General features: G+C 69.0%; 18 protein-coding genes. 15 read left to right on the top strand and 3 right to left on the bottom strand.

Annotation, left to right across the window (positions count from 1 at the left end; translation table 11 throughout):
- Window positions 1–2 precede the first annotated feature (2 nt).
- Entirely contained in the window at window positions 3–524 is a 522-nt protein-coding gene (gene uraD / locus IG04_RS0127810) for a 2-oxo-4-hydroxy-4-carboxy-5-ureidoimidazoline decarboxylase (protein WP_276326710.1), read from the bottom strand.
- 99 nt (window positions 525–623) lie between these two features.
- On the opposite strand from uraD, the gene IG04_RS0127805 reads away from it, so the two are divergent.
- From IG04_RS0127805 to IG04_RS0127775, 7 genes are all read left to right on the top strand, one after another.
- Entirely contained in the window at window positions 624–1,370 is a 747-nt protein-coding gene (locus IG04_RS0127805) for a hydroxypyruvate isomerase family protein (protein WP_051770806.1), read from the top strand.
- Window positions 1,367–2,224 carry an NAD(P)-dependent oxidoreductase gene (locus IG04_RS0127800; protein ID WP_030479683.1) on the top strand — a complete coding sequence of 286 codons (858 nt, stop codon included), beginning with the start codon at window positions 1,367–1,369 and terminating at the stop codon, window positions 2,222–2,224. Before IG04_RS0127805 ends, IG04_RS0127800 begins: the two co-directional genes overlap by 4 nt.
- A gap of 3 nt (window positions 2,225–2,227) precedes the next feature.
- On the top strand, window positions 2,228–3,928 hold the full coding sequence (gene gcl / locus IG04_RS0127795; RefSeq protein ID WP_084401374.1) for a glyoxylate carboligase: 1,701 nt from the start codon (window positions 2,228–2,230) through the stop codon (window positions 3,926–3,928).
- Window positions 3,925–4,929: a glycerate kinase family protein gene (locus tag IG04_RS0127790; protein ID WP_211257827.1), complete on the top strand. Its 1,005-nt coding sequence runs from the start codon at window positions 3,925–3,927 to the stop codon at window positions 4,927–4,929. Before gcl ends, IG04_RS0127790 begins: the two co-directional genes overlap by 4 nt.
- Before the next feature lie 5 nt (window positions 4,930–4,934).
- Window positions 4,935–6,224 (top strand): allantoinase AllB, encoded by a 1,290-nt coding sequence (allB, locus tag IG04_RS0127785; RefSeq protein WP_030479680.1) that lies wholly within the window; start codon window positions 4,935–4,937, stop codon window positions 6,222–6,224.
- On the top strand, window positions 6,221–7,213 hold the full coding sequence (alc, locus tag IG04_RS0127780) for an allantoicase (RefSeq protein ID WP_030479679.1): 993 nt from the start codon (window positions 6,221–6,223) through the stop codon (window positions 7,211–7,213). The genes allB and alc overlap by 4 nt, the downstream gene beginning before the upstream one ends.
- A 113-nt stretch (window positions 7,214–7,326) precedes the next feature.
- Window positions 7,327–8,844, top strand: coding sequence for an alpha/beta fold hydrolase (locus IG04_RS0127775; protein ID WP_030479678.1), 1,518 nt, complete (start codon window positions 7,327–7,329; stop codon window positions 8,842–8,844).
- A gap of 57 nt (window positions 8,845–8,901) precedes the next feature.
- On the opposite strand, the gene IG04_RS0127770 is transcribed toward IG04_RS0127775, so the two are convergent.
- Complete coding sequence (locus IG04_RS0127770) at window positions 8,902–9,609, bottom strand: hypothetical protein (RefSeq protein WP_030479677.1); 708 nt, start codon at window positions 9,607–9,609, stop codon at window positions 8,902–8,904.
- A gap of 238 nt (window positions 9,610–9,847) precedes the next feature.
- On the opposite strand from IG04_RS0127770, the gene IG04_RS0127765 reads away from it, so the two are divergent.
- From IG04_RS0127765 to IG04_RS0127735, 7 genes are all read left to right on the top strand, one after another.
- Window positions 9,848–11,191 (top strand): ammonium transporter, encoded by a 1,344-nt coding sequence (locus IG04_RS0127765; protein WP_030479676.1) that lies wholly within the window; start codon window positions 9,848–9,850, stop codon window positions 11,189–11,191.
- Entirely contained in the window at window positions 11,188–11,526 is a 339-nt protein-coding gene (locus tag IG04_RS0127760; RefSeq protein WP_030479675.1) for a P-II family nitrogen regulator, read from the top strand. Before IG04_RS0127765 ends, IG04_RS0127760 begins: the two co-directional genes overlap by 4 nt.
- Window positions 11,527–11,544: 18 nt before the next feature.
- The gene (locus IG04_RS0127755) at window positions 11,545–13,869 is read left to right on the top strand and encodes a [protein-PII] uridylyltransferase (RefSeq protein ID WP_051770804.1); all 2,325 of its coding nucleotides are present in this window, start codon (window positions 11,545–11,547) and stop codon (window positions 13,867–13,869) included.
- A gap of 252 nt (window positions 13,870–14,121) precedes the next feature.
- Window positions 14,122–14,682: an AAA family ATPase gene (locus IG04_RS0127750; RefSeq protein ID WP_030479673.1), complete on the top strand. Its 561-nt coding sequence runs from the start codon at window positions 14,122–14,124 to the stop codon at window positions 14,680–14,682.
- Complete coding sequence (locus IG04_RS0127745) at window positions 14,679–15,293, top strand: HAD family hydrolase (RefSeq protein WP_051770802.1); 615 nt, start codon at window positions 14,679–14,681, stop codon at window positions 15,291–15,293. The genes IG04_RS0127750 and IG04_RS0127745 overlap by 4 nt, the downstream gene beginning before the upstream one ends.
- Before the next feature lie 26 nt (window positions 15,294–15,319).
- On the top strand, window positions 15,320–16,888 hold the full coding sequence (ffh, locus tag IG04_RS0127740) for a signal recognition particle protein (protein ID WP_030479671.1): 1,569 nt from the start codon (window positions 15,320–15,322) through the stop codon (window positions 16,886–16,888).
- A 2-nt stretch (window positions 16,889–16,890) separates the two neighbouring features.
- Window positions 16,891–17,946 (top strand): amidohydrolase family protein, encoded by a 1,056-nt coding sequence (locus IG04_RS0127735; RefSeq protein ID WP_030479670.1) that lies wholly within the window; start codon window positions 16,891–16,893, stop codon window positions 17,944–17,946.
- On the opposite strand, the gene IG04_RS0127730 is transcribed toward IG04_RS0127735, so the two are convergent.
- Complete coding sequence (locus IG04_RS0127730) at window positions 17,943–18,419, bottom strand: carboxymuconolactone decarboxylase family protein (protein ID WP_030479669.1); 477 nt, start codon at window positions 18,417–18,419, stop codon at window positions 17,943–17,945. The genes IG04_RS0127735 and IG04_RS0127730 overlap by 4 nt on opposite strands.
- Before the next feature lie 114 nt (window positions 18,420–18,533).
- Here IG04_RS0127730 and IG04_RS0127725 point away from each other — a divergent pair, with 114 nt between their 5' ends.
- Entirely contained in the window at window positions 18,534–19,409 is an 876-nt protein-coding gene (locus IG04_RS0127725; protein ID WP_030479668.1) for an RNA polymerase sigma-70 factor, read from the top strand.
- Window positions 19,410–19,518: the final 109 nt, after the last annotated feature.

Here is a 19,518-nt window from a genome sequence, read left to right as displayed (position 1 = left end):
GTTCAGCTCCCGATCAGCTTCTGCAGCCGCAAGGCGGCGATCTTCGCGAGTTCGTCGTTGACGACGCGGAGCTCGACATCCGGCGGGTTGTCCATCCGCGAGGACAGGTTGCCGAGCATCTCCGCACCGCTCAGGCCGGTCGCGCACACCAGGTAGATGTGCCCGAACCGATCCTCGTACGCGGCGTTGGCGGCCGCCAGGCGATCAGCCTGGGAGGCGTCCACACCGGACTGTTCGGACCGCGACCACCTCGCCGACACCCCGCCTGTCTTCTGTCGTTCGCCGATGCGCGGGTGCCCGGCGATGGCGCCGAGCACCTCCTCGTCGGAAAGTCCTTGTGCGGCAACCGAAGAAGCCGCGAGGAGTGCATCCATCGACGCGTAGGGCCTGCCCGCCACCATCGCGTCGATCCAGCGGGGTACCGCGAGGCACTCGGTGAGCAGAGGTCGCAGTTCGGCCTCCGGGGCGCTGTTGAAGCTGTCCACGGCTCTCCAAGTTTCTGTATCGCGGAATCTAACTTCCACATTCTTGACCCGAGCCGAGCGAGATGTCTAGTGTCTCCATAGAGCGAAATCCAACTTCCGCAATGTGGAATTTCCTGCGGGTGGGAAGGACCTGAACCGATGTTCGATGCCAACCTCTCGATGCTCTTCACCGAGCTACCGCTACTGGAGCGTCCTCAAGCCGCACGGGCCGCCGGGTTCGACGCGGTCGAGATCTGGTGGCCGTTCGCGGACGCCGTACCCGAGACGCGGGAGATCGAGGCGTTCGAAGGCGCCATCGTCGACGCGCAGGTGCGCCTCGTGGGTCTCAACCTCTACGCGGGCGACATGCCGGCGGGAGACCGCGGCCTCGCGAGCTGGCCCGGCCGCGAGACGGAGTTCCGGACGAACGTCGAGATCACCGCGGCCATCGCGGCCCGCCTCGGTTGCCGCACGCTCAACGCGCTGCACGGCAACTTCGAGACCACCGCGCAGACCGTCTCCAACTACCGCTTCGCCGCCGACGTCGCGGCGCAGGCAGGCGCCCAGCTCGTGATCGAACCGCTCAGCGGCGCGCCGAAGTACCCGATCAAGACCGCCCACCAGGCGTTCGAGCTCATCGACGAGATCGACCGCGGCAACGTGAAGCTGCTCGCGGACCTCTACCACCTCGCCACGAACGGCGACGACCTCGACCTCCTCGCCGACCACGTCGACCGCATCGGTCACGTGCAGATCGCCGACGCTCCCGGACGCGGTGAGCCAGGCACCGGCGAGCTCGACCTCTTCGGGCATCTCGCGAAGCTCCGCGCCAACGGCTACACGGGCTTCGTCGGCGCCGAGTACAAGCCCGTCACCCACTCCTTCGCTTGGAGGGACAACGCATGACCCGCATCGGATTCATCGGACTCGGCATCATGGGCAGCCCGATGGCGGCCCACCTCGTAGCCGCCGGACACGACGTGACGGGCTTCGACCTCAGCTCTGCGTCGCTCGAAAAGTTGGTTGCCGACGGTGGCAAGGCGGCGGCATCCGCGCAGGAAGCAGTGAGCGGCGCCGAGGTCGTCATCACGATGCTGCCGAACCACCCGCAGGTCGAGGCCGTGATCGACGAGGTCACGTTCGACGACGGCACGCTGCTGATCGACATGAGCACGATCCGCCCGTCCACGTCGATCGGGATCGCGAAGAAGCTGTCGAACGTCCGCGTGCTCGACGCGCCGGTCAGCGGCGGCCAGACCGGTGCGGTCCAGGCGTCACTCAGCATCATGGTGGGTGGCGACGAGGCCGACTTCGCGGCAGCGCGCCCGTTCCTGGAGGTCGTCGGCAAGACGATCGTCCACGTCGGACCGCACGGCGCGGGCCAGGTCGTGAAGGCCGCGAACCAGTTGATGGTCGGCGGCATCTACGCCCTCGTGGCGGAGTCGATCGTGCTGCTGGAGGCGTCCGGCGTCGACCCGAAGGCGGGCCTGGACGTGCTCGCCGGTGGTCTCGCCGCGAACCGGATCCTCGACCTCAAGCGCGAGTCCATGATCGCGCGCGAGTTCCAGCCCGGCTTCCGGATCGATCTGCACCACAAGGACATGGGCATCGCACTGGACGCGGCACGTGCCGCCGACGTCGCGCTGCCGGTCACCAACCAGATCGCCGCTCTCGTCGCGGCGGCACGCGCGCAGGGTTACGGGTCGCTCGACCACTCCGCGCTGCTCAAGGTCATCGAGAACTTCGCGGGAAGGTCGTAGAACATGCCGAAGATCCCAGTCATGCAGGCGGTCGTCGAGGTCCTGAAGTCCGAGGGCATCGACACCGTGTTCGGCTGCCCCGGCGCCGCGATCCTCCCGCTGTACAAGGCGATGGAGCAGGACGGCTCGATCGAGCACCTCATCGTGCGGCACGAGGAGGGCGCCACGCACATGGCCGACGGCTGGTCGCGCACGACCGGCAACGTCGGTGTCGCGATCGGCACCTCGGGCCCGGCCGGCACGAACATGATCACCGGTCTCTACACCGCGCAGGCCGACTCCGTGCCGATCCTGTGCATCACCGGCCAGGCCGCGGTCTCCAAACTGCACCAGGAGGCGTTCCAGGCCGTCGACATCGTCTCGATCGCCGCTCCCGTCACGAAGTGGGCGGTGCAGGTCAAGGAAGCCGCGCAGATGCCGTGGATCTTCCGCGAGGCGTTCCGGATCGCCCGCTCCGGCCGTCCCGGCCCGGTCCTGATCGACCTGCCGATCGACGTGCAGAAGCAGGAGATCGAGTGGGACTCCACGATCGACGAACCGTTGCCGGTGCCGAAAAGCGTGCCGTCCGACGCACGGGTCGACCGCGCGCTGGAGATGCTGCTGGCCGCCGAACGCCCACTGCTGCTCGCCGGTGGCGGTGTCATCCTCGGCGAGGCGTCCGCCGAGTTGCTGGACCTGGCTGAGTTCCTGCAGATCCCGATCCAGGCCACGCTGATGGGCAAGGGCGCGATCGACGAGGACCACCCGCTCTACGCGGGCATGACCGGCATCCAGACCTCGCAGCGCTACGGCAACGCGTCGTTCCTGGAGTCGGACCTGGTGCTGGCGCTGGGCGCGCGGTTCGGCGACCGGCACACCGGTGACCTCGCGACGTACCGCGGCGACCGGAAGTTCATCCACGTCGACGTCGAGCCGACGCAGATCGGCAAGGTGTTCGGGCCGGACCTCGGCATCGTGGCGGACACCAAGCTGTTCCTGCAGGCACTCCTCGAAAAAGCACGTGCGCGCGGTGCTCGCGAAGCCGGCGCCTGGGTGGAGCGGTGCCAGGAACTCAAGCGGACCCTGTTGCGCCGCGAGGACTTCGACACCGTGCCGGTCAAGGCGCCGCGGGTCTTCAAGGAGATCAACGAGTTCTACGGCCCGGACACCTACTTCGTCACGGCCATCGGGCTCTACCAGATCTGGTCCGGCCAGCACCAGAAGGCGCACAAGCCGCGGCACTACCAGGTCTGCGGTCAGGCAGGCCCGCTCGGCTGGGAGATCCCGGCGGCGATCGGTGTGAAGAAGGCCAGGCCCGACGCCGAGGTCGTCGGCATCGTCGGCGACTACTCGTTCCAGTTCCTGGTCGAGGAGCTCGCGGTCGGCGCCCAGTACGACGTGCCGTTCGTGCTGATCATGCTGAACAACGAGTACCTCGGCCTGATCCGGATGGCCGAGGACCACGGTGGCTACGACATGAAGTACGAGGTCGACATCCACTACGACACGAGCGGCTCGGACAACGTGAAGATCATGGAGGCCTACGGCTGCTCCGGCATCCGGGTCGCCGATCCTTCGGAGATCCGCACCTCCCTGGAGTGGGCGCGCAAGGAGGCCGACAGGACGTCGCGGCCGGTGCTCGTGGAGATCATGATCGAGCGCGAGGGCAACACCGCGAACGGCACGTCGATCGCCGCGATGAAGGAATTCGAGCCGCTGCCGTGACACGAGTGATCGTCGCGCCGGACAAGTTCAAGGGATCGCTCACCGCCCCGCAGGTCGCTGCCGCCGTCGCGCGCGGCCTGCGGGAGGCGGTCCCGGACGTGGACGTGCGCCTCCTCCCGGTGGCCGACGGCGGCGACGGCACCGTCGACGCCGCCGTCGCCGCCGGGTTCTTGAAGGTCGGACGCTGGGTCACCGGGCCGGTCGGCAAGCCGGTGCCCGCGTCGTTCGCGGTCAAGGGCACGACCGCCGTGGTCGAGGTGGCCTCGGCGGCCGGGCTGACGTTGCTGGAGCAGCCCGCGCCGCTCGACGCCACCAGCTACGGCGTCGGTGAGCTGCTGAAGGCCGCGCTCGACGTCGGCTGCACCACGATCGTGCTCGGGCTGGGCGGCAGCGCGTGCACGGACGGCGGCGCGGGGATGCTGGAGGCGTTGGGCAAGGCGTCGTTCGGCGGCGTCGACCTGGTGCTGGCCTCGGACGTGGACAACCCGCTGCTCGGGCCTTCCGGCGCGGCGGCGGTCTACGGGCCGCAGAAGGGAGCTTCACCCGAGCAGGTGAAGGTCCTCGAAGCGCGCCTCGCCGAGTTCGCCCAGCGCGTCGGACCGGAGTACGCCTCACTGCCCGGCGCGGGTGCGGCCGGCGGCATCGGGTTCGCCGCTCTCGCGGTGCTGGGTGCGCGGTTCCGGCCGGGCATCGAGGTCGTGCTGGAACTGGCCGGGTTCGCCGAAGCCGTCGCCGGTGCGTCGCTGGTGATCACGGGCGAGGGTTCCCTGGACGAGCAGACCAGGCACGGCAAGGTGCCGTACGGGGTGGTCAGGGCCTCGGGCGACGTGCCGGTGGTCGCGGTGGCCGGCCAGTGCTCGGTCGAGCCGGGCGACCTGGGGCTGAAGGCCGCCTACGCGCTGCTGGACGTCGAACCGGACGTCACGCGGTGCATGGCCCAGGCCGATTCACTGCTGGAAGTTCTCGGCGGTCGCATCGCCCGCGACTGGGTGTCAGAGTGAGTGCCATGGACCTGGTCTTCCGAGCCCGCAGGGTCGTGACCCCGCAGGGCGAGATCGCGTGCGACGTCGGTGTCGTCGACGGCCGGATCGCCGCGGTCGAGCCCCGGATCGACTCGCCCAACGTCGTGCACCTCGCGGACGACGAGGTGCTGTTGCCTGGCCTGGTCGACACCCACGTGCACGTCAACGACCCCGGGCGCAGCGAGTGGGAGGGCTTCGAGACCGCCACGAGAGCCGCCGCCGCCGGTGGCGTCACGACGATCATCGACATGCCGCTCAACAGCATCCCGCCGACGGTCGAGGTGGCGGCGCTGGAGATCAAGCGCAAGGCCGCGGCGAACATCTCGGTGGACGTCGGGTTCTGGGGCGGCATCATCCCCGGCAACCTCGCCGACCTGAAGCCGTTGCACGAGGCCGGTGTCTTCGGCTTCAAGTGCTTCCTGCTGCACTCGGGCGTGGACGAGTTTCCGGCCGTCACGACCGACGAACTCGAAGTGGCACTCAGGCAGCTGGCCACGCTCGACGCGTTGACGATCGTGCACGCCGAAGACGCGCACACGGTTCGCGACTCGGAGCCGGACTATGCGGGCTTCCTGGCCTCACGGCCGCGCGAGGCCGAGAACAAGGCGATCAGCGACGTCGTGGCGCTGACCCGCAGGACCGGCGCTCGCACGCACATCCTGCACCTCTCGTCGTCGGACGCGCTCTCGATCCTGGGAGCGGCCAAACGCGAGAGCCTGCGGATCACCGCCGAAACGTGCCCGCACTACCTGACGTTCGCCGCCGAGGAGATCCACGACGGGCAGACGGAGTTCAAGTGCTGCCCGCCGATCCGGGAGGCGGAGAACCGCGAGGCCTTGTGGCAGGGCCTGCGCGACGGCGTGATCGACCTGGTCGTCAGTGACCACTCGCCGAGCACGGTGGAGCTGAAGCAAGGCGACTTCGCGACGGCGTGGGGTGGCATCGCGTCGCTGCAGCTCGGTCTGCCGGCGGTGTGGACGGGCGCACGGGAGCGCGGCTTCCACCTCACCGACGTCGTCCGCTGGATGTCGACGCATCCGGCACGACAGGTCGGGCTGGAAACCAAGGGCGCCATCGAGGCAGGCAAGGACGCGGACCTCGTGGTCTTCGCGCCGGACGAGACCTTCGTGGTGGACAAGGACAAGCTCCACCACCGCAACCCCGTCACGCCGTACCACGGTCGCACGCTGAACGGTGTCGTGCGGCAGACGTGGTTGCGTGGCAAGGAGATCAGCACAACGCACGGCAAGTTGCTCAGACGAGGAGAAGCATGACCGAGTGGACCCGGCTGCCCGATCTCGCCTCGCGCGCGGTCGGTGGTGGTGTGGTGTGGGCGAACGACGAGCTGTTCGCCGAGCGCGAGAACCTGATCAAGCCCGCCGAGCCGGTCTACCAGACCTACACCTTCGGCCACAAAGGCCAGGTGTACGACGGCTGGGAGACGCGCCGCCGTCGTGAGGCGGGCGTCGACCAGGCGGTGGTCAGGCTCGGCATGCCCGGCGTCGTGCGCGGGATCGTCGTCGACACGGCGTTCTTCAAGGGCAACTACGCGCCGTTCTGCTGGGTCGAGGGTGCGCAGGTCGACGGCTACCCGTCCGTCGACGAGATCACCGAGTGGTTCCCGCTCGTCGAACGCACCGCGCTGAAGGGCGACGAGAAGCACTTCTTCGACGTCACCGAAGGACGCCGGGTCACGCACGTACGGCTGACCATCGATCCGGACGGCGGTGTCGCTCGGTTGCGCGTGCACGGCGAACCGCTCGCCGACCCGCGTCTGCTCGTGGGCGGCATCGACCTCGCCGCGCTGGAGAACGGCGCTGTCGTCACCGGCTGCAGCAACATGTTCTTCGGCTCGCCCAACAACCTCATCGCCCCTGGTCAGGCCACGGTCATGGGCGAGGGCTGGGAGACCGCGCGCCGCCGTGACGACGGCAACGACTGGGTGTCGCTCCGGCTCGCCGCCCCCGGCGTCGTGCAACTCGTCGAGCTCGACACCACCCACTTCAAGGGCAACGCGCCGGGCTGGGCGTCCGTCCGCGGTTGCGACGAGCGCAACGACCCTGACGCGTGGTTCGACCTGCTCCCGCGCACCCGGCTGCAGCCCGACACGCGGCACCGGTTCGTCGTGGCCGCGACCGAGGCGACGGCCGTCCGCCTCGACATCTATCCGGACGGCGGAATGGCACGCCTCCGAATCCTCGGCGCGCTTACGGGCGACGGCGTATCACACCTTCAGGCGAACTGGGCCAAAACGACTAACTGACGGTGGTTGTACGACCACGGGCTGATTCTGATCCCTACCTAGGTTGGTTGTCTGCGTCACACGATTGGTGGAAGCGTTCCTCCCGCAAGATCGGGGATCTAGGGAGGACATCCATGCAACCGATGGTGCGCGCCTTTGGCGCCGCGATCGCCAGTTCTGCATTGGTTCTAGGTGCGAGTCAGGTCGCGATCGCGGCTCCGGAAGGGCAGCCGGAGTACAAGGTCGGCGCGATCGACTGGAAGCCTTGTGAGGAGAAGCCGACGGTCGACTGCGGCTTCCTCGAACTGCCGATCGACTACAGCAAGCCGAACGGCGAGAAGTTCAAGCTGGCCGTGTCGCGCCTCAAGGCGGCCGACCCGTCCAAGCGCATCGGCGCGATGGTGATCAACCCCGGCGGACCGGGCGGGTCGGGCGTGAGCTTCACGTTCGGCGCCGACGGGTACTTCAGCAAGGAGATCATCGACAAGTTCGACGTCATCGGGTTCGACCCGCGTGGCGTCGCGCGCAGCCAGCCGATCAAGTGCTCGGCGGAGGTGCTGCAGAGGCAGCCGTCCGAGTACCCGAAGACCAAGGCCGAGTTCGACAACCTGGTCGCGTTCAACAAGGAGCTGCGCGCGGACTGCCGCGAGGTGTCCGGGCCGATCTTCGACCACGCCTCGACGAAGGACGTCGCGCACGACATCGACTCCATCCGCCGGGCGCTGGGCGAGAAGAAGATCAACTATTACGGCATCTCGTACGGCACGATCATGGGTCAGCACTACGCGGAGCAGTACGGCCGCAACATCCGCGCCATGATCATCGACTCGAACATGGACCACAGTCTCGGCACGTGGAAGTTCCTCGAGACCGAGGCGCGTGGCGCGAACGACATGTTCAACGAGTGGGTCAAGTGGAGCGACCGGACGCCTTCGTCGCCGTTCCACGGCAAGGACCTGCGGGCGATCTGGAAGGACCTGCTCGCCAAGGCCGACCGCGGTGAGCTGAAGGACCAGACGGGCCGCGTGATCACGGCGGAGAACCTGGGTGCCAACGTCGTGGGCATGGGTTACGGCCCTGCCTTCAAGCAGTTCGCCGACTACATCGCCTCGCTCGTCCAGGGGGCACCGGCGGACCGCAAGGCGTTCGCGGAGGGTGAGACGTTCGAGAACCCGTTCGCGGGCATCTTCTGCAACGACTACAACCTGCGCGTCAGCTCGTGGGGCGAGTACCAGGCGCTCAACGCCATGGAGAAGCGGGTCGCGCCGAACACCCGCGGCTCGTCCATCGGCCACGGCGCCATGATGGGCTGCGTCGGGTTCCCGAAGGCCACGAACCCGCAGCACCCGCTGAAGATCAAGAACGCGCCGAAGATCCTGCTGACCAACGCCAGGTACGACACGGCGACGGTCTACGAGTGGGCGGTCAACGCGCACAAGCAGTCCCGTGACACCACCGTCTTCGTCACCTACGAAGGCTGGGGCCACGGCGTCTACGACCGCAGCGAGTGCACGCTGAAGATCAACAACGAGTACCTCGTATCGCTGAAGCTGCCGCGCAACGGCACGTCGTGTGCCGCTGTCGAGCCGGCCGAGGCGTCGATCATGTCCGCGAAGCCGCGGATCCCGGCGGGCCCGTTCTCGGTTCGCTGACGTCGATCGGTCGCGATGCCCCCGGTGCGTGCACCGGGGGCGTTGTCCTGCGAAGCCCTAGCAGCGTTCGCCCGGACGCCACCGCCGGTCGCACCACACCGTGTGCCCCGCGGCACCGGACAGCGGCTCGGTGACCAGTGGCCGCGGCGTCGGCGCGCGCTGGGTCCGGGCGACTCCGTCGAGTATGTAGTCGACCTCGATCTGCCAGCCGGCCGCCTTCTCGCCGTGCACCTCGACCTCGATGTCCTGCCGATGGCCGTCCGCCGGCACCTGCAACGGGAACGACCCCTCGACCGGGTAGACCGCTGACCTGCTCGTGTCGACCCGCACCCTGGTCGCGGGAGGGGCGGCGGGCCCCGCGCAGTGGTAGAGGTACTTCGCCTTCCTGTACGGGGGAGAGAGTGCGTTGACCTCCAGTCGGATCGCGGTGATGACGAGTTGTTGCTGCGGCTCGGGCTGGACGTCCAAAGTCACCCTGGTGCGGCCGGAGTGCGGGAGCGGCACCTTCAGGGAGTGGAAGGGATCGGCGCAGGTTCCCGTCTCGTTGCGGACGTCGCCCACCACCTGCTCGCCGTTCGAGATGACGTCCCATCCGTGCGTGCTCGCGACCGCGACGGTCAGACGTCGGAGTTGGGGACCCGACGGTGTGGGCATGACCGGCTCTGCCCGAGAGTCCGGGGAGAGCCGGAAGCTCGACGCGACCCACACGACCGCGCCGAAGGCTCCAAGTGCGACGACCAGCACCGTGATCGCGAAAACGCGCATCAGCCGACGGTATCCAGCGACCGCTTCCGATGTGGCCGAATGCCCCGGAAGGAGAGCTCCACGCTACTTCTCGTGACCACTTCGCCGCCGTGAGGTGGCCGAATCGAGGCCGTGAACGGCGTGAAACGCGGACGTAACAACGTGGGCCCCACAGTTCACCTCCGCGAAACGTTCCACGTAAGTGCGTGAAACAGGACATCTCGATGCTCCCTGCAACCGACGTGCAGTGGAGGTCGAAGTGGATACAGGGGACACCGCCTGGGTGCTCACCAGCGCCGCATTGGTGCTGCTGATGACGCCGGGCCTTGCCTTCTTCTACGGAGGCATGGTCCGTTCGAAGAGCGTGCTCAACATGATGATGATGAGCCTGGGCGCCATGGCCGTGGTCGGTGTCCTCTGGGTGCTGTTCGGGTACTCGATGGCATTCGGCGCGGACGTCGGCGGAGGCCTGCTGGGCAAGCCGTTCGAGTTCTTCGGCCTCGACGGGCTGCTGGCCGCCGACTCGCTGTTCGGCAAGATCCCGAGCACCGTGTTCGTCGCGTTCCAGGCGATGTTCGCGATCATCACGGTCGCGCTGATCTCCGGTGCGATCGCCGACCGCGCCCGCTTCGGCCCGTGGCTGCTGTTCGCCGGCCTGTGGGCGACGATCGTCTACTTCCCGGTCGCGCACTGGGTGTTCGACTTCGACGGCAAGGACGAGGCCGGCAACGTCATCGACCCCGGTGGCTGGATCGCCAACAAGCTCCTCGCGATCGACTTCGCCGGTGGTACGGCGGTGCACATCAACGCCGGTGCGGCGGGTCTCGCGCTCGCGATCGTGCTCGGCAAGCGCGTCGGCTGGCCCAAGGAGCCCATGAAGCCGCACAGCCTGCCGCTGGTCGTGCTCGGCGCCGGTCTGCTCTGGTTCGGCTGGTTCGGGTTCAACGCCGGTTCCGCCCTGGGCGCGAACGGCACCGCCGGTGTCACCTTCATCAACACCCTCGTCGCCACCTGCGCCGCGATGCTCGGCTGGCTGCTGACCGAGCGCATCCGTGACGGCAAGGCCACCACGCTCGGTGCCGCGTCGGGCGTCATCGCCGGTCTGGTCGCCATCACCCCGGCCTGTTCCGCGGTCACCCCGGTCGGCGCCATCGCGATCGGCGCGATCACCGGTGTCCTCTGCGCCCTGGCCGTGTCGCTCAAGTACCGCTTCCGGCTCGACGACTCGCTCGACGTCGTCGGCGTGCACCTCGTCGGTGGTCTGTCCGGCACGATCCTGATCGGCCTGTTCGCCAGCGAAGCGGCCCCGGCCAAGATCAACGGTCTGTTCTACGGCGGCGGCGTCGACCAGCTCTGGCGCCAGGCCGTCGGTGCGTTCGCGGTGCTCGGCTACTCGTTCGTGCTGAGCCTCGCGCTCGGCTACCTGGTGAAGTTCACCGTCGGGTTCCGTGCGTCGGAGGAGGCCGAGGTCGCCAGCATCGACGAGGCTGAGCACGCTGAGCGCGCCTACGAGTACGGCAGCCTCACCAGTGCGCGTGGTACCGGCAAGCCGAGCGTGGCCGCCGGCGCGACCGCGGTCCTCGAGGGGAGCAACAAGAAATGAAGCTGGTCACCGCGATCATCAAGCCGTTCACGCTGGACGACGTGAAGGGCGCCCTGGAACAGCTCGGGGTGCTGGGCATGACGGTCAGTGAAGTGCAGGGCTACGGGCGTCAGAAGGGCCACACCGAGGTCTACCGCGGTGCGGAGTACTCGGTGGACTTCGTGCCCAAGATCAAGATTGAGGTCGTCATCGACGACACGGCCGTCGAGAAGGTGCTGGAAGCGGTGGTCGAGGCCGCCCGCACCGGCAAGATCGGCGACGGCAAGGTGTGGGTGACTCCGGTCGAAACCGTCGTTCGTGTGCGCACGGGCGAACGTGGATCGGACGCGCTCTAACAACATAGGAGACGGCCCGTGGAGAACAACGAAACGGCCGTCGTCACGGCTGACGACCTGGTTCGAGCACGCGAAAGGCTGCTCGTGCCAGGTCGTCGTCGCTTGGCCGCCGAACCGCTGCGCGAGGCGCTCGTGGACCTGCACGAGTTCTGGCTGACCAAACATGCGGGGGGAGCGGGGGTATCCGGACCGGGTATCGCGCTCGTGGCGGTCGGCGGGCTGGGGCGGCGTGAGCTCGTGCCCTACTCCGACCTGGATCTGGTCCTGGTGCACAACGGCGTCAAGAACGTCGACGAGATCGCCGAGAAGCTCTGGTATCCACTGTGGAACTCCGGCATCGGGCTCGACCACTCGGTGCGCACCGTGGGGGAAGCACTGAGGGTCGCCGCCGGTGACCTGCGAACAGCGTTGGGACTGCTGGACATCCGGCACATCGCGGGTGATCCCGAGGTCACCCAGAAGCTCGCTGAGGGCGCGAAGCAGGCGTGGCGCGGCAACGTCCGCAACCGGCTGGACGAGATGGCCGAGTCGTCGCAGAAGCGCTGGGCGCGCGGCGGCGAGATCGCGCACCGCGTCGAACCCGACCTGAAGCACGGCCGCGGGGGACTGCGGGACCTCACGCTCCTGGACGCGCTGTCGCTCGCGCAGCTGGTCGACCGGCCGTCCGCCGAAGTCGACGAGGCGCGCCGGCTGCTGCTGGACGTGCGCACCGAACTTCGCCGCGTGGCGCGGAAACCTCGTGACGTGCTGCGGGCGCAGGACGGCGACGAGGTGGCCTCGGCACTGGGGCTGGCGGACCGGTTCGCTTTGGCCCGTTCCCTTTCTTCCGCCGCACGCACGGTCGTCTACGCGTTCGACGTGGCCATGCGGGCCGCTCGTGCCGCCGCGCCGAAACGCGGGCTCGGGGCGTTCCTCCGCGGGCAACCGCCGCGCAGGCCGTTGGACGAAGGCGTTGTGCTGCACGGTTCTGAGGTCTCGCTCGCCCGTGACGCGATTCCCAGCCGTGATCCGGCGTTGTTGTTGCGCGTCGCGACGGCAGCGGCTCGCAGCAAGCACCCGATCGCGACAGGCACGTTGTCCCGGCTCGCGGACTCGGCGCCGGAGTTGCGCCAGCCGTGGCCACGCGAGGCCCGCGAGGAGCTGCTGGCGTTGCTGGGCAGCGGAAGCGGACTCGTGGACGTCGTGGAAGCGTTGGACCGCACGGATCTGTGGGGCCGGCTGTTCCCCGAGTGGGGTGCGGTGCGGGACCTGCCGCCGCGCGACGCCGCGCACATGTGGACGGTCGACCGGCATCTCGTGCAGACCGTCGCGCACGCGGCCCGGCTGGCGACCACGGTGGCGCGGCCCGACCTGTTGCTGCTGGGCGCGCTGATCCACGACATCGGCAAGGGCCGGCAGCAGGACCACTCCGAGGTCGGCGCCGCGCTGGCGACCCAGATCGGGGAGCGCATCGGGCTGTGGCCGCAGGACGTCGAGACGTTGTCCGCGATGGTCCGGCACCACCTGTTGCTGCCGCACACCGCGACCCGGCGTGACGTCGAGGACGAGGCGACCGTGCACCGGGTGGTGGAAACGCTCGGTGGCGACGCGATTCTGCTGGAACTGCTGCACGCGCTGGCGGAGTCGGACTCCATCGCGACCGGGCCGGGCGTGTGGACGGACTGGAAGGCCGCGCTGATGGCCGACCTGGTCTCCCGCTGCCGCAAGGCGATGGCCGGGGAGGCGCTGCCCAAGCCGGAACCGCTCGACCCCGTGCACGTGGCGATGGCGGAACGCGTTGCCGCCTCGGGGAAACCGGACGTGCTGCTGGAGAAGCAGGACCACGCGGCGGTCGTGACGGTGATCGCGCCGGACCGCCCAGGCCTGCTGTCCAAGGCCGCGGGTGTGCTCGCGTTGAACTCGCTGGAGGTCCACGCGGCGACGTTGCGCGCGCACGGCGGTGCGACGGTGGACGCGTTCACGGTGTCGCCGCGGTTCGGCTCGCTGCCCGACGCCACCCTGCTGCGCGAACAGCTCTCCCGGGCGATCGAGGGTTCGTTGCCGCTGGCCGACAAGCTCACCGCGAAGGAACGCGACTACGGCGGCCCGCCGCTCGACCCGCCGCCCGCGAAGGTGCTGTGGTTCGACGACGAGGCGACCGGCGCGGTGGTGCTGGAACTGCGCGCCGCCGACCGGATCGGGCTGCTGCACCGCGTGGCGGGTGCGCTGGAGCAGTGCGGCGTGGACGTGCAGTGGGCGCGCGTGTCCACGTTGGGAGCGACGGTCGTCGACTCGTTCAGCATCGCGGGCGCGGATCTCGACCGGCGCCGGATCGAACGGGCGGTGCTCGATGCGGCCAGGTAGCGGTTGAGTAGCTCTACGCACAACCTCTCCGGGTGCTCACGCTCCTGCGCGGTTCCTAAACACGGCAGTCTTCGCGGTGTCCGGAAAGCATCCTCGAGGGGTGGACCGCTTCCCGGACAGGCAGAGGCGGTGGTGCGCAGTGACGGAGCCGGGGGAGGTACCGAGCACTCGCACCGCCGCCGATTCCCCGTGCATTTGGCCGGAAATCGGACCAAACTGAACGAGAGGGATGGCCGGAACGTCTTCTAGGACATGACCGCCGTGTTGAACACGCAGACCGCAGTCGTCCGAGTGCAGCCGCGCTCGCTCGTAGTCCTCGCCGGAATTCCCGGCGCGGGCAAGACGACCCTGCTCACCCGCCTCGACGCGGACGAGCCGGTCACCGTGCTCGACTCCGACCAGGTGCGCTCGTGGCTGGAGCCGCGGGTACCGCTGCCGTACAAGTACTGGCGCGTGTTCGTGCACCTCACACACCGGATGCGCGTCTTCTGGGCGGCACTGTTCTGCGCGGGCCTGCTGGTGGTGCACGAGCCGTCCACCAGGCCCGGCACGCGGTTCATGCTGGTGCTCGCCGGCCTGCTGTCGGGACGATCCCGTCACTTCCTCTGGCTGGACGCCTCGGCCGCTCAGGCCCTCGACGGCCAGATCGCCCGCAAGCGCCTCGTCCGCACCCACGCGTTCGAACGCCACGTGCGCCGCGGCTCGTCGATGCGCTCGCAGTTCGAGGCCGGCTGGGTGCCGTTCGGTTTCCGTAGCGTGACGCTCCTCACCCGTGCGAAGACCTCGGGTGGTCTGCGCATCATGGTGTCGTGATCAAGGCTGTCCTCTTCGACTTCGCGGGCACCCTCTTCGGGCGCCCGACCTACCAATGGCTCTCGCCGCGGCACCTCTCGGTGCTGCGGGCGCCGGCGCCGTTCGTGGCGCGGATGAACGCCGCCGAGCGCGCCGTGTGGAACGCCCGCGACCTGACCGCGCTGGCGAGCCGCTCGGCCCACGTGACCCTGTTCCGGCTGGCAGGGCTCACGATGACCGAGGACCTGTTCCAGCGTCTGCACAACCCGGCGTTCTGGCTGCCCTACGCCGACACGGCCGCGGCTTTGGCGGCGGTGAAGCCGCTGAAGGTAGGGGTGCTCAGCAACATCTCGTGGGACATCCGGCGGGTGTTCGCGCGCGAGTCGCTGTCCGTGGACGCCTTCGCGTTGTCCTACGAGATCGGGTTCTCCAAGCCCTCCGCGCGGGCTTTCGACGCCGCCTGCGTCCGGCTGGACGTTGACCCGTCCGAGTGTTTGTTCGTCGGCGACGACCCGGTGGCGGACGGGGCGGCGGTGAAGGCGGGACTGCGGTTCGCACAGATCTCCACCGCTCCGGTCGGCCGCCGCGAACCGGTGCTCCTGCGGGCCCTGGCGAGCCACGGGATCGGGTGAACGTTCGGTTAGCTAGTCTGGACGACGTGTTCTCCACGCTTTCCGACCGGCTGACCACGGTTCTCCAGGGCCTTCGCGGCAAGGGCCGGCTCAGCGACGCCGACATCGACGCGACCGCCCGCGAGATCAGGGTCGCCCTGCTCGAGGCCGACGTCGCGCTGCCCGTTGTGCGCAACTTCATCGCGAAGGTGAAGGAGCGCGCCAAGGGCGCCGAGGTCCACCAGGCGCTGAACCCGGCGCAGCAGGTCGTGAAGATCGTCAACGAGGAGCTCGTCAACGTCCTCGGTGGCGAGACGCGGCGGCTGAACCTCGCGAAGAACCCGCCCTCGGTGATCATGCTGGCGGGTCTGCAGGGTGCCGGTAAGACGACGCTCGCCGGCAAGCTGGCCAAGTGGCTCAAGGGCCAGGGGCACACGCCGCTGCTCGTCGCCGCCGACCTGCAGCGCCCGAACGCCGTCACGCAGCTCCAGGTCGTCGGTGAGCGCGCGGGCGTGCCCGTCTTCGCTCCCGAGCCCGGCAACGGCGTGGGCAACCCCGTCGAGGTCTCGCGCCGCGGCATCGAGGAAGCCAAGGCCAAGCAGCACGACATCGTCCTCGTCGACACGGCCGGCCGGCTCGGCGTCGACGAGGAGATGATGCAGCAGGCCATCGACATCCGGGCCGCGGTCAACCCGGACGAGATCCTGTTCGTGGTCGACGCGATGGTCGGTCAGGACGCGATCAACACCGCCACGGCGTTCCGTGATGGCGTCGGCTTCACCGGTGTCGTGCTCACCAAGCTCGACGGCGATGCCCGCGGTGGTGCCGCGCTGTCGGTCCGCGAGGTCACCGGCCAGCCGATCCTCTTCGCGTCCAACGGTGAGAAGCTCGAGGACTTCGACGTCTTCCATCCGGACCGGATGGCGTCGCGCATCCTCGGCATGGGTGACGTCCTCACCCTGATCGAGCAGGCCGAGCAGCACTTCGACCAGGACCAGGCCGAGAAGACCGCGGCGAAGCTGCACTCCGGCCAGTTGACGCTCGAGGACTTCCTGGAGCAGATGCTCGCGATCCGCAAGATGGGCCCGATCGCGAACCTGCTCGGCATGCTGCCCGGCGCCGGGCAGATGAAGGACCAGCTCGGGATGCTGGACGAGAAGCACCTCGACCGCATCCAGGCGATCATCCGCGGCATGACCCCGGCCGAGCGCGACGACCCCAAGATGATCAACGGGTCCCGCCGGCTGCGCATCGCGAACGGCTCGGGCGTCAAGGTCAGCGACGTCAACGACCTGGTCAACCGCTTCTTCGAGGCTCGCAAGATGATGGCGTCGATGGCCGGCCGGATGGGCTTCGGCGGCGGCGGTGGCGGCAGCAAGACCCGCAAGGGCAAGAAGGGGAAGAAGGGCAAGGGCGGACGCGGCCCGACGCCCCCCAAGGTCAAGGGCGGCTTCCCGCCTGGGATGTTCCCCGGCGGCATGCCCGGCATGCCTCCCGGTGGGATCCCCGGCATGCCTCCCGGCGGCGTGCCGAACCTCGGCGGCAGCATGAACGAGCTTCCGCCCGGCTTCGACCCGACGAAGTTCAAGTTCGACGGGGACGACAAGAAGAAGTGACCATGCACCTGCGCGGCGTCGTCCTGCCGGACGGCGAGCCACGAGACCTGTGGGTCGTCAACGGCCGAGTCCGCACCCGGCCGGTGCCGAGCGCGCAGACCGTCGTCGACGGCGGGTTCCTCGTGCCGGGCCTGGTGGACGCGCACTGCCACGTCGGTCTGGGCCCGCAGGGCGGTGTCGAGCTGCCCGAGGCCGTCGAGCAGGCGATCACCGACCGCGACGCGGGCACGTTGCTGATCCGCGACTGCGGCTCACCGATCGACACGACGCCGTTGCAGGAGCGCCTGGACCTGCCGCGGATCATCCGCGCGGGCAAGCACATCTCCCGGCCGAAGCGCTACATCCCGTACATCAGCGTCGAGGTCGAGAACGACCTCGTGTCGGCGGTCGCCGAGCAGGCCGCGTACGGCGACGGCTGGGTCAAGCTCGTCGGCGACTGGATCGACCGCGGCGAGGGCGACCTGGCTCCACTGTGGACGGACGACGAGCTGGCGCAGGCCATCAAGGTCGCCCACGACGCCGGCGCGAAGGTCACGGCCCACGTCTTCGGCGAGGACGCGCTGCCGGGCCTGATCAACGCGGGCATCGACTGCATCGAGCACGGCACCGGCCTGACCGATGACACGATCTCGCTGATGGCCGCGCGCGGCACCGCGCTGGTGCCCACGCTGATCAACATCGAGACGTTCCCCGGCATCGCGGACAAGGCCGCCAAGTACCCGAAGTACGCGAACCACATGCGTGACCTGCACGCCCGCGTCTCCGCCACGGTGGCGTCCGCGATCGAGGCGGGCATCCCCGTCTACGCGGGCACCGACGCGGGCGGTGGCATCCGGCACGGCCGCATCGTCGACGAGATCGTCGCGCTGCACGGCGTGGGGATGAGCGCTGTGGACGCCATCGGCGCCGCGTCGTGGGGTGCCCGCGAGTGGCTCGGCTTCCCGTCGCTGACCGAGGGCGCGGCCGCGGACATCGTCGTCTACGACGAGGACCCGCGGGAGAACCTGGAGACTCTCCGGTCGCCGCGCATGGTCATGCTCCGGGGCCGCATCCACTAGGCGTGCTCGGCCAGCGCGCCCACCTGGTACGAGCCGCCCTTCTGGCGCGTGATGACGGCCATCCGGTTGGCGGCGTTGATCAGCCCGAGCAGGCAGACCAGTGCCGCGACCTGCTCGTCGTCGAAGTGCTTGCGCACGTTGTCCCAGGTCTCGTCGCTCACGCCCTCCCGCGTGAGCACGGTGCCCTCCTCGGTGAACGCCAGCGCGGCCTGCTCGGCCTCGGTGAACACCGTGGTCTCGCGCCAGCCGGCCACCAGGTGCAGCCGCAGCGGGTCCTCGCCGGCCGCGATGGCCTCCTTGACGTGCATGTCGAGGCAGAAGCCGCAGCCGTTCAGCTGGCTCGCCCGCAGGCTGACCAGTTCCGCCGTGGTCGCGGGCAGCGACGTCTGGTGCACGGCCTGCCCGAGGCCTGCGAACCGCTTCGCGATCTTGCTGCCGGTCTCGGTGCCGAAGAGGTTGAAACGCGGTTCCATGATCTTTCCTCCCTCGTGGACTTGCTTGACGACCACGAGATGCCGGCGACCCGTTCCGTGTGACTGTGATCCAGCCCACTGTCACAAAGTCCGGCAGGCTGGTGTCTTGTGACCATGGATGCCGCCACCGACGCGTTCGTCAGCCACCGCAACCTCCTCTTCACGATCGCCTACGAGATGCTCGGCTCCGCCGCCGACGCGGAGGACGTGCTGCAGGAGACGTGGCTGCGCTGGGCGGGCGTCGAGCACGGCACCGTCGAGAACCACCGCGCCTACCTGGTCCGCATCGTCACCCGCCAGGCCCTCGGCCGCCTGCGCACCCTGGGCCGCCGCAAGGAGTCCTACGTGGGCTCCTGGCTCCCGGAGCCGTTGCTCACCGCCCCGGACGTCGCCGAGGACGTCGAACTCGCCGACAGCGTCTCGATGGCGATGATGCTGGTCCTGGAAACCCTCACCCCGACCGAACGAGCGGTCTTCGTCCTGCGCGAGGTCTTCGACGTCGACTACGACGAGATCGCGACAGCGCTCGACAAGAATCCGGCCGCAGTCCGCCAGATCGCCCACCGCGCCCGTTCCCACGTCGCCGCCCGCCGCCCGCGCGAGGTCGTGACGCAGGCCGCGTCCCGCGAGGCCCTGGCCGCGTTCCAGCGCGCCACCGAGACGGGCGATCTCCAGGCCCTGCTCGACCTGCTCGCACCGGACGTCGTGTTCCTCGGCGACGGCGGCGGCGTGAAGCAGGCCGTCCCGCGTCCCGTCGTCGGTTCCTCGAAGGTCGCGCGGATGCTGCTCGGCGGCCTGCTGAAGGTGACCGGCTGGACGATGGAGCCGGCCCAGGTCAACGGCTGCCCGGCGTTGATCGTGCGGTTCGGCGGCGAACTCGACACCGTGGTCGCGGTGCGGATGGAGAACGGGCTGATCAGCGGCCTGTACGCGGTGCGCAACCCGGCCAAGCTCTCGCACATGACCGAGGAGACGACCCTGCGCCGTTGATCAGCGGGTCACGATCCGCGCGGGGTTTAGCCCCCGCCTTCGCACGCCGATCCAACCACCAGGAGTAGGACACCCGGCGGGACCCGATCTGACCACATTCTGACCAGAT

It is taken from the genome of Lentzea albidocapillata (assembly GCF_000719115.1).
Lineage (GTDB): Bacteria > Actinomycetota > Actinomycetes > Mycobacteriales > Pseudonocardiaceae > Lentzea > Lentzea albidocapillata.
This window is presented reverse-complemented; position numbering and strand designations above follow the sequence as displayed.

Coding starts and splice junctions, on each gene's coding strand:
- allB (WP_030479680.1), top strand. CDS start 4,935: ATGGACCTGGTCTTCCGAGCCCGCAGGGTCGTGACCCCGCAGGGCGAG.
- alc (WP_030479679.1), top strand. CDS start 6,221: ATGACCGAGTGGACCCGGCTGCCCGATCTCGCCTCGCGCGCGGTCGGT.
- IG04_RS0127750 (WP_030479673.1), top strand. CDS start 14,122: ATGACCGCCGTGTTGAACACGCAGACCGCAGTCGTCCGAGTGCAGCCG.
- gcl (WP_084401374.1), top strand. CDS start 2,228: ATGCCGAAGATCCCAGTCATGCAGGCGGTCGTCGAGGTCCTGAAGTCC.
- IG04_RS0127800 (WP_030479683.1), top strand. CDS start 1,367: ATGACCCGCATCGGATTCATCGGACTCGGCATCATGGGCAGCCCGATG.
- IG04_RS0127730 (WP_030479669.1), bottom strand. CDS start 18,419: ATGGAACCGCGTTTCAACCTCTTCGGCACCGAGACCGGCAGCAAGATC.
- IG04_RS0127770 (WP_030479677.1), bottom strand. CDS start 9,609: ATGCGCGTTTTCGCGATCACGGTGCTGGTCGTCGCACTTGGAGCCTTC.
- IG04_RS0127735 (WP_030479670.1), top strand. CDS start 16,891: ATGCACCTGCGCGGCGTCGTCCTGCCGGACGGCGAGCCACGAGACCTG.
- IG04_RS0127725 (WP_030479668.1), top strand. CDS start 18,534: ATGGATGCCGCCACCGACGCGTTCGTCAGCCACCGCAACCTCCTCTTC.
- IG04_RS0127775 (WP_030479678.1), top strand. CDS start 7,327: ATGCAACCGATGGTGCGCGCCTTTGGCGCCGCGATCGCCAGTTCTGCA.
- IG04_RS0127805 (WP_051770806.1), top strand. CDS start 624: ATGTTCGATGCCAACCTCTCGATGCTCTTCACCGAGCTACCGCTACTG.
- IG04_RS0127760 (WP_030479675.1), top strand. CDS start 11,188: ATGAAGCTGGTCACCGCGATCATCAAGCCGTTCACGCTGGACGACGTG.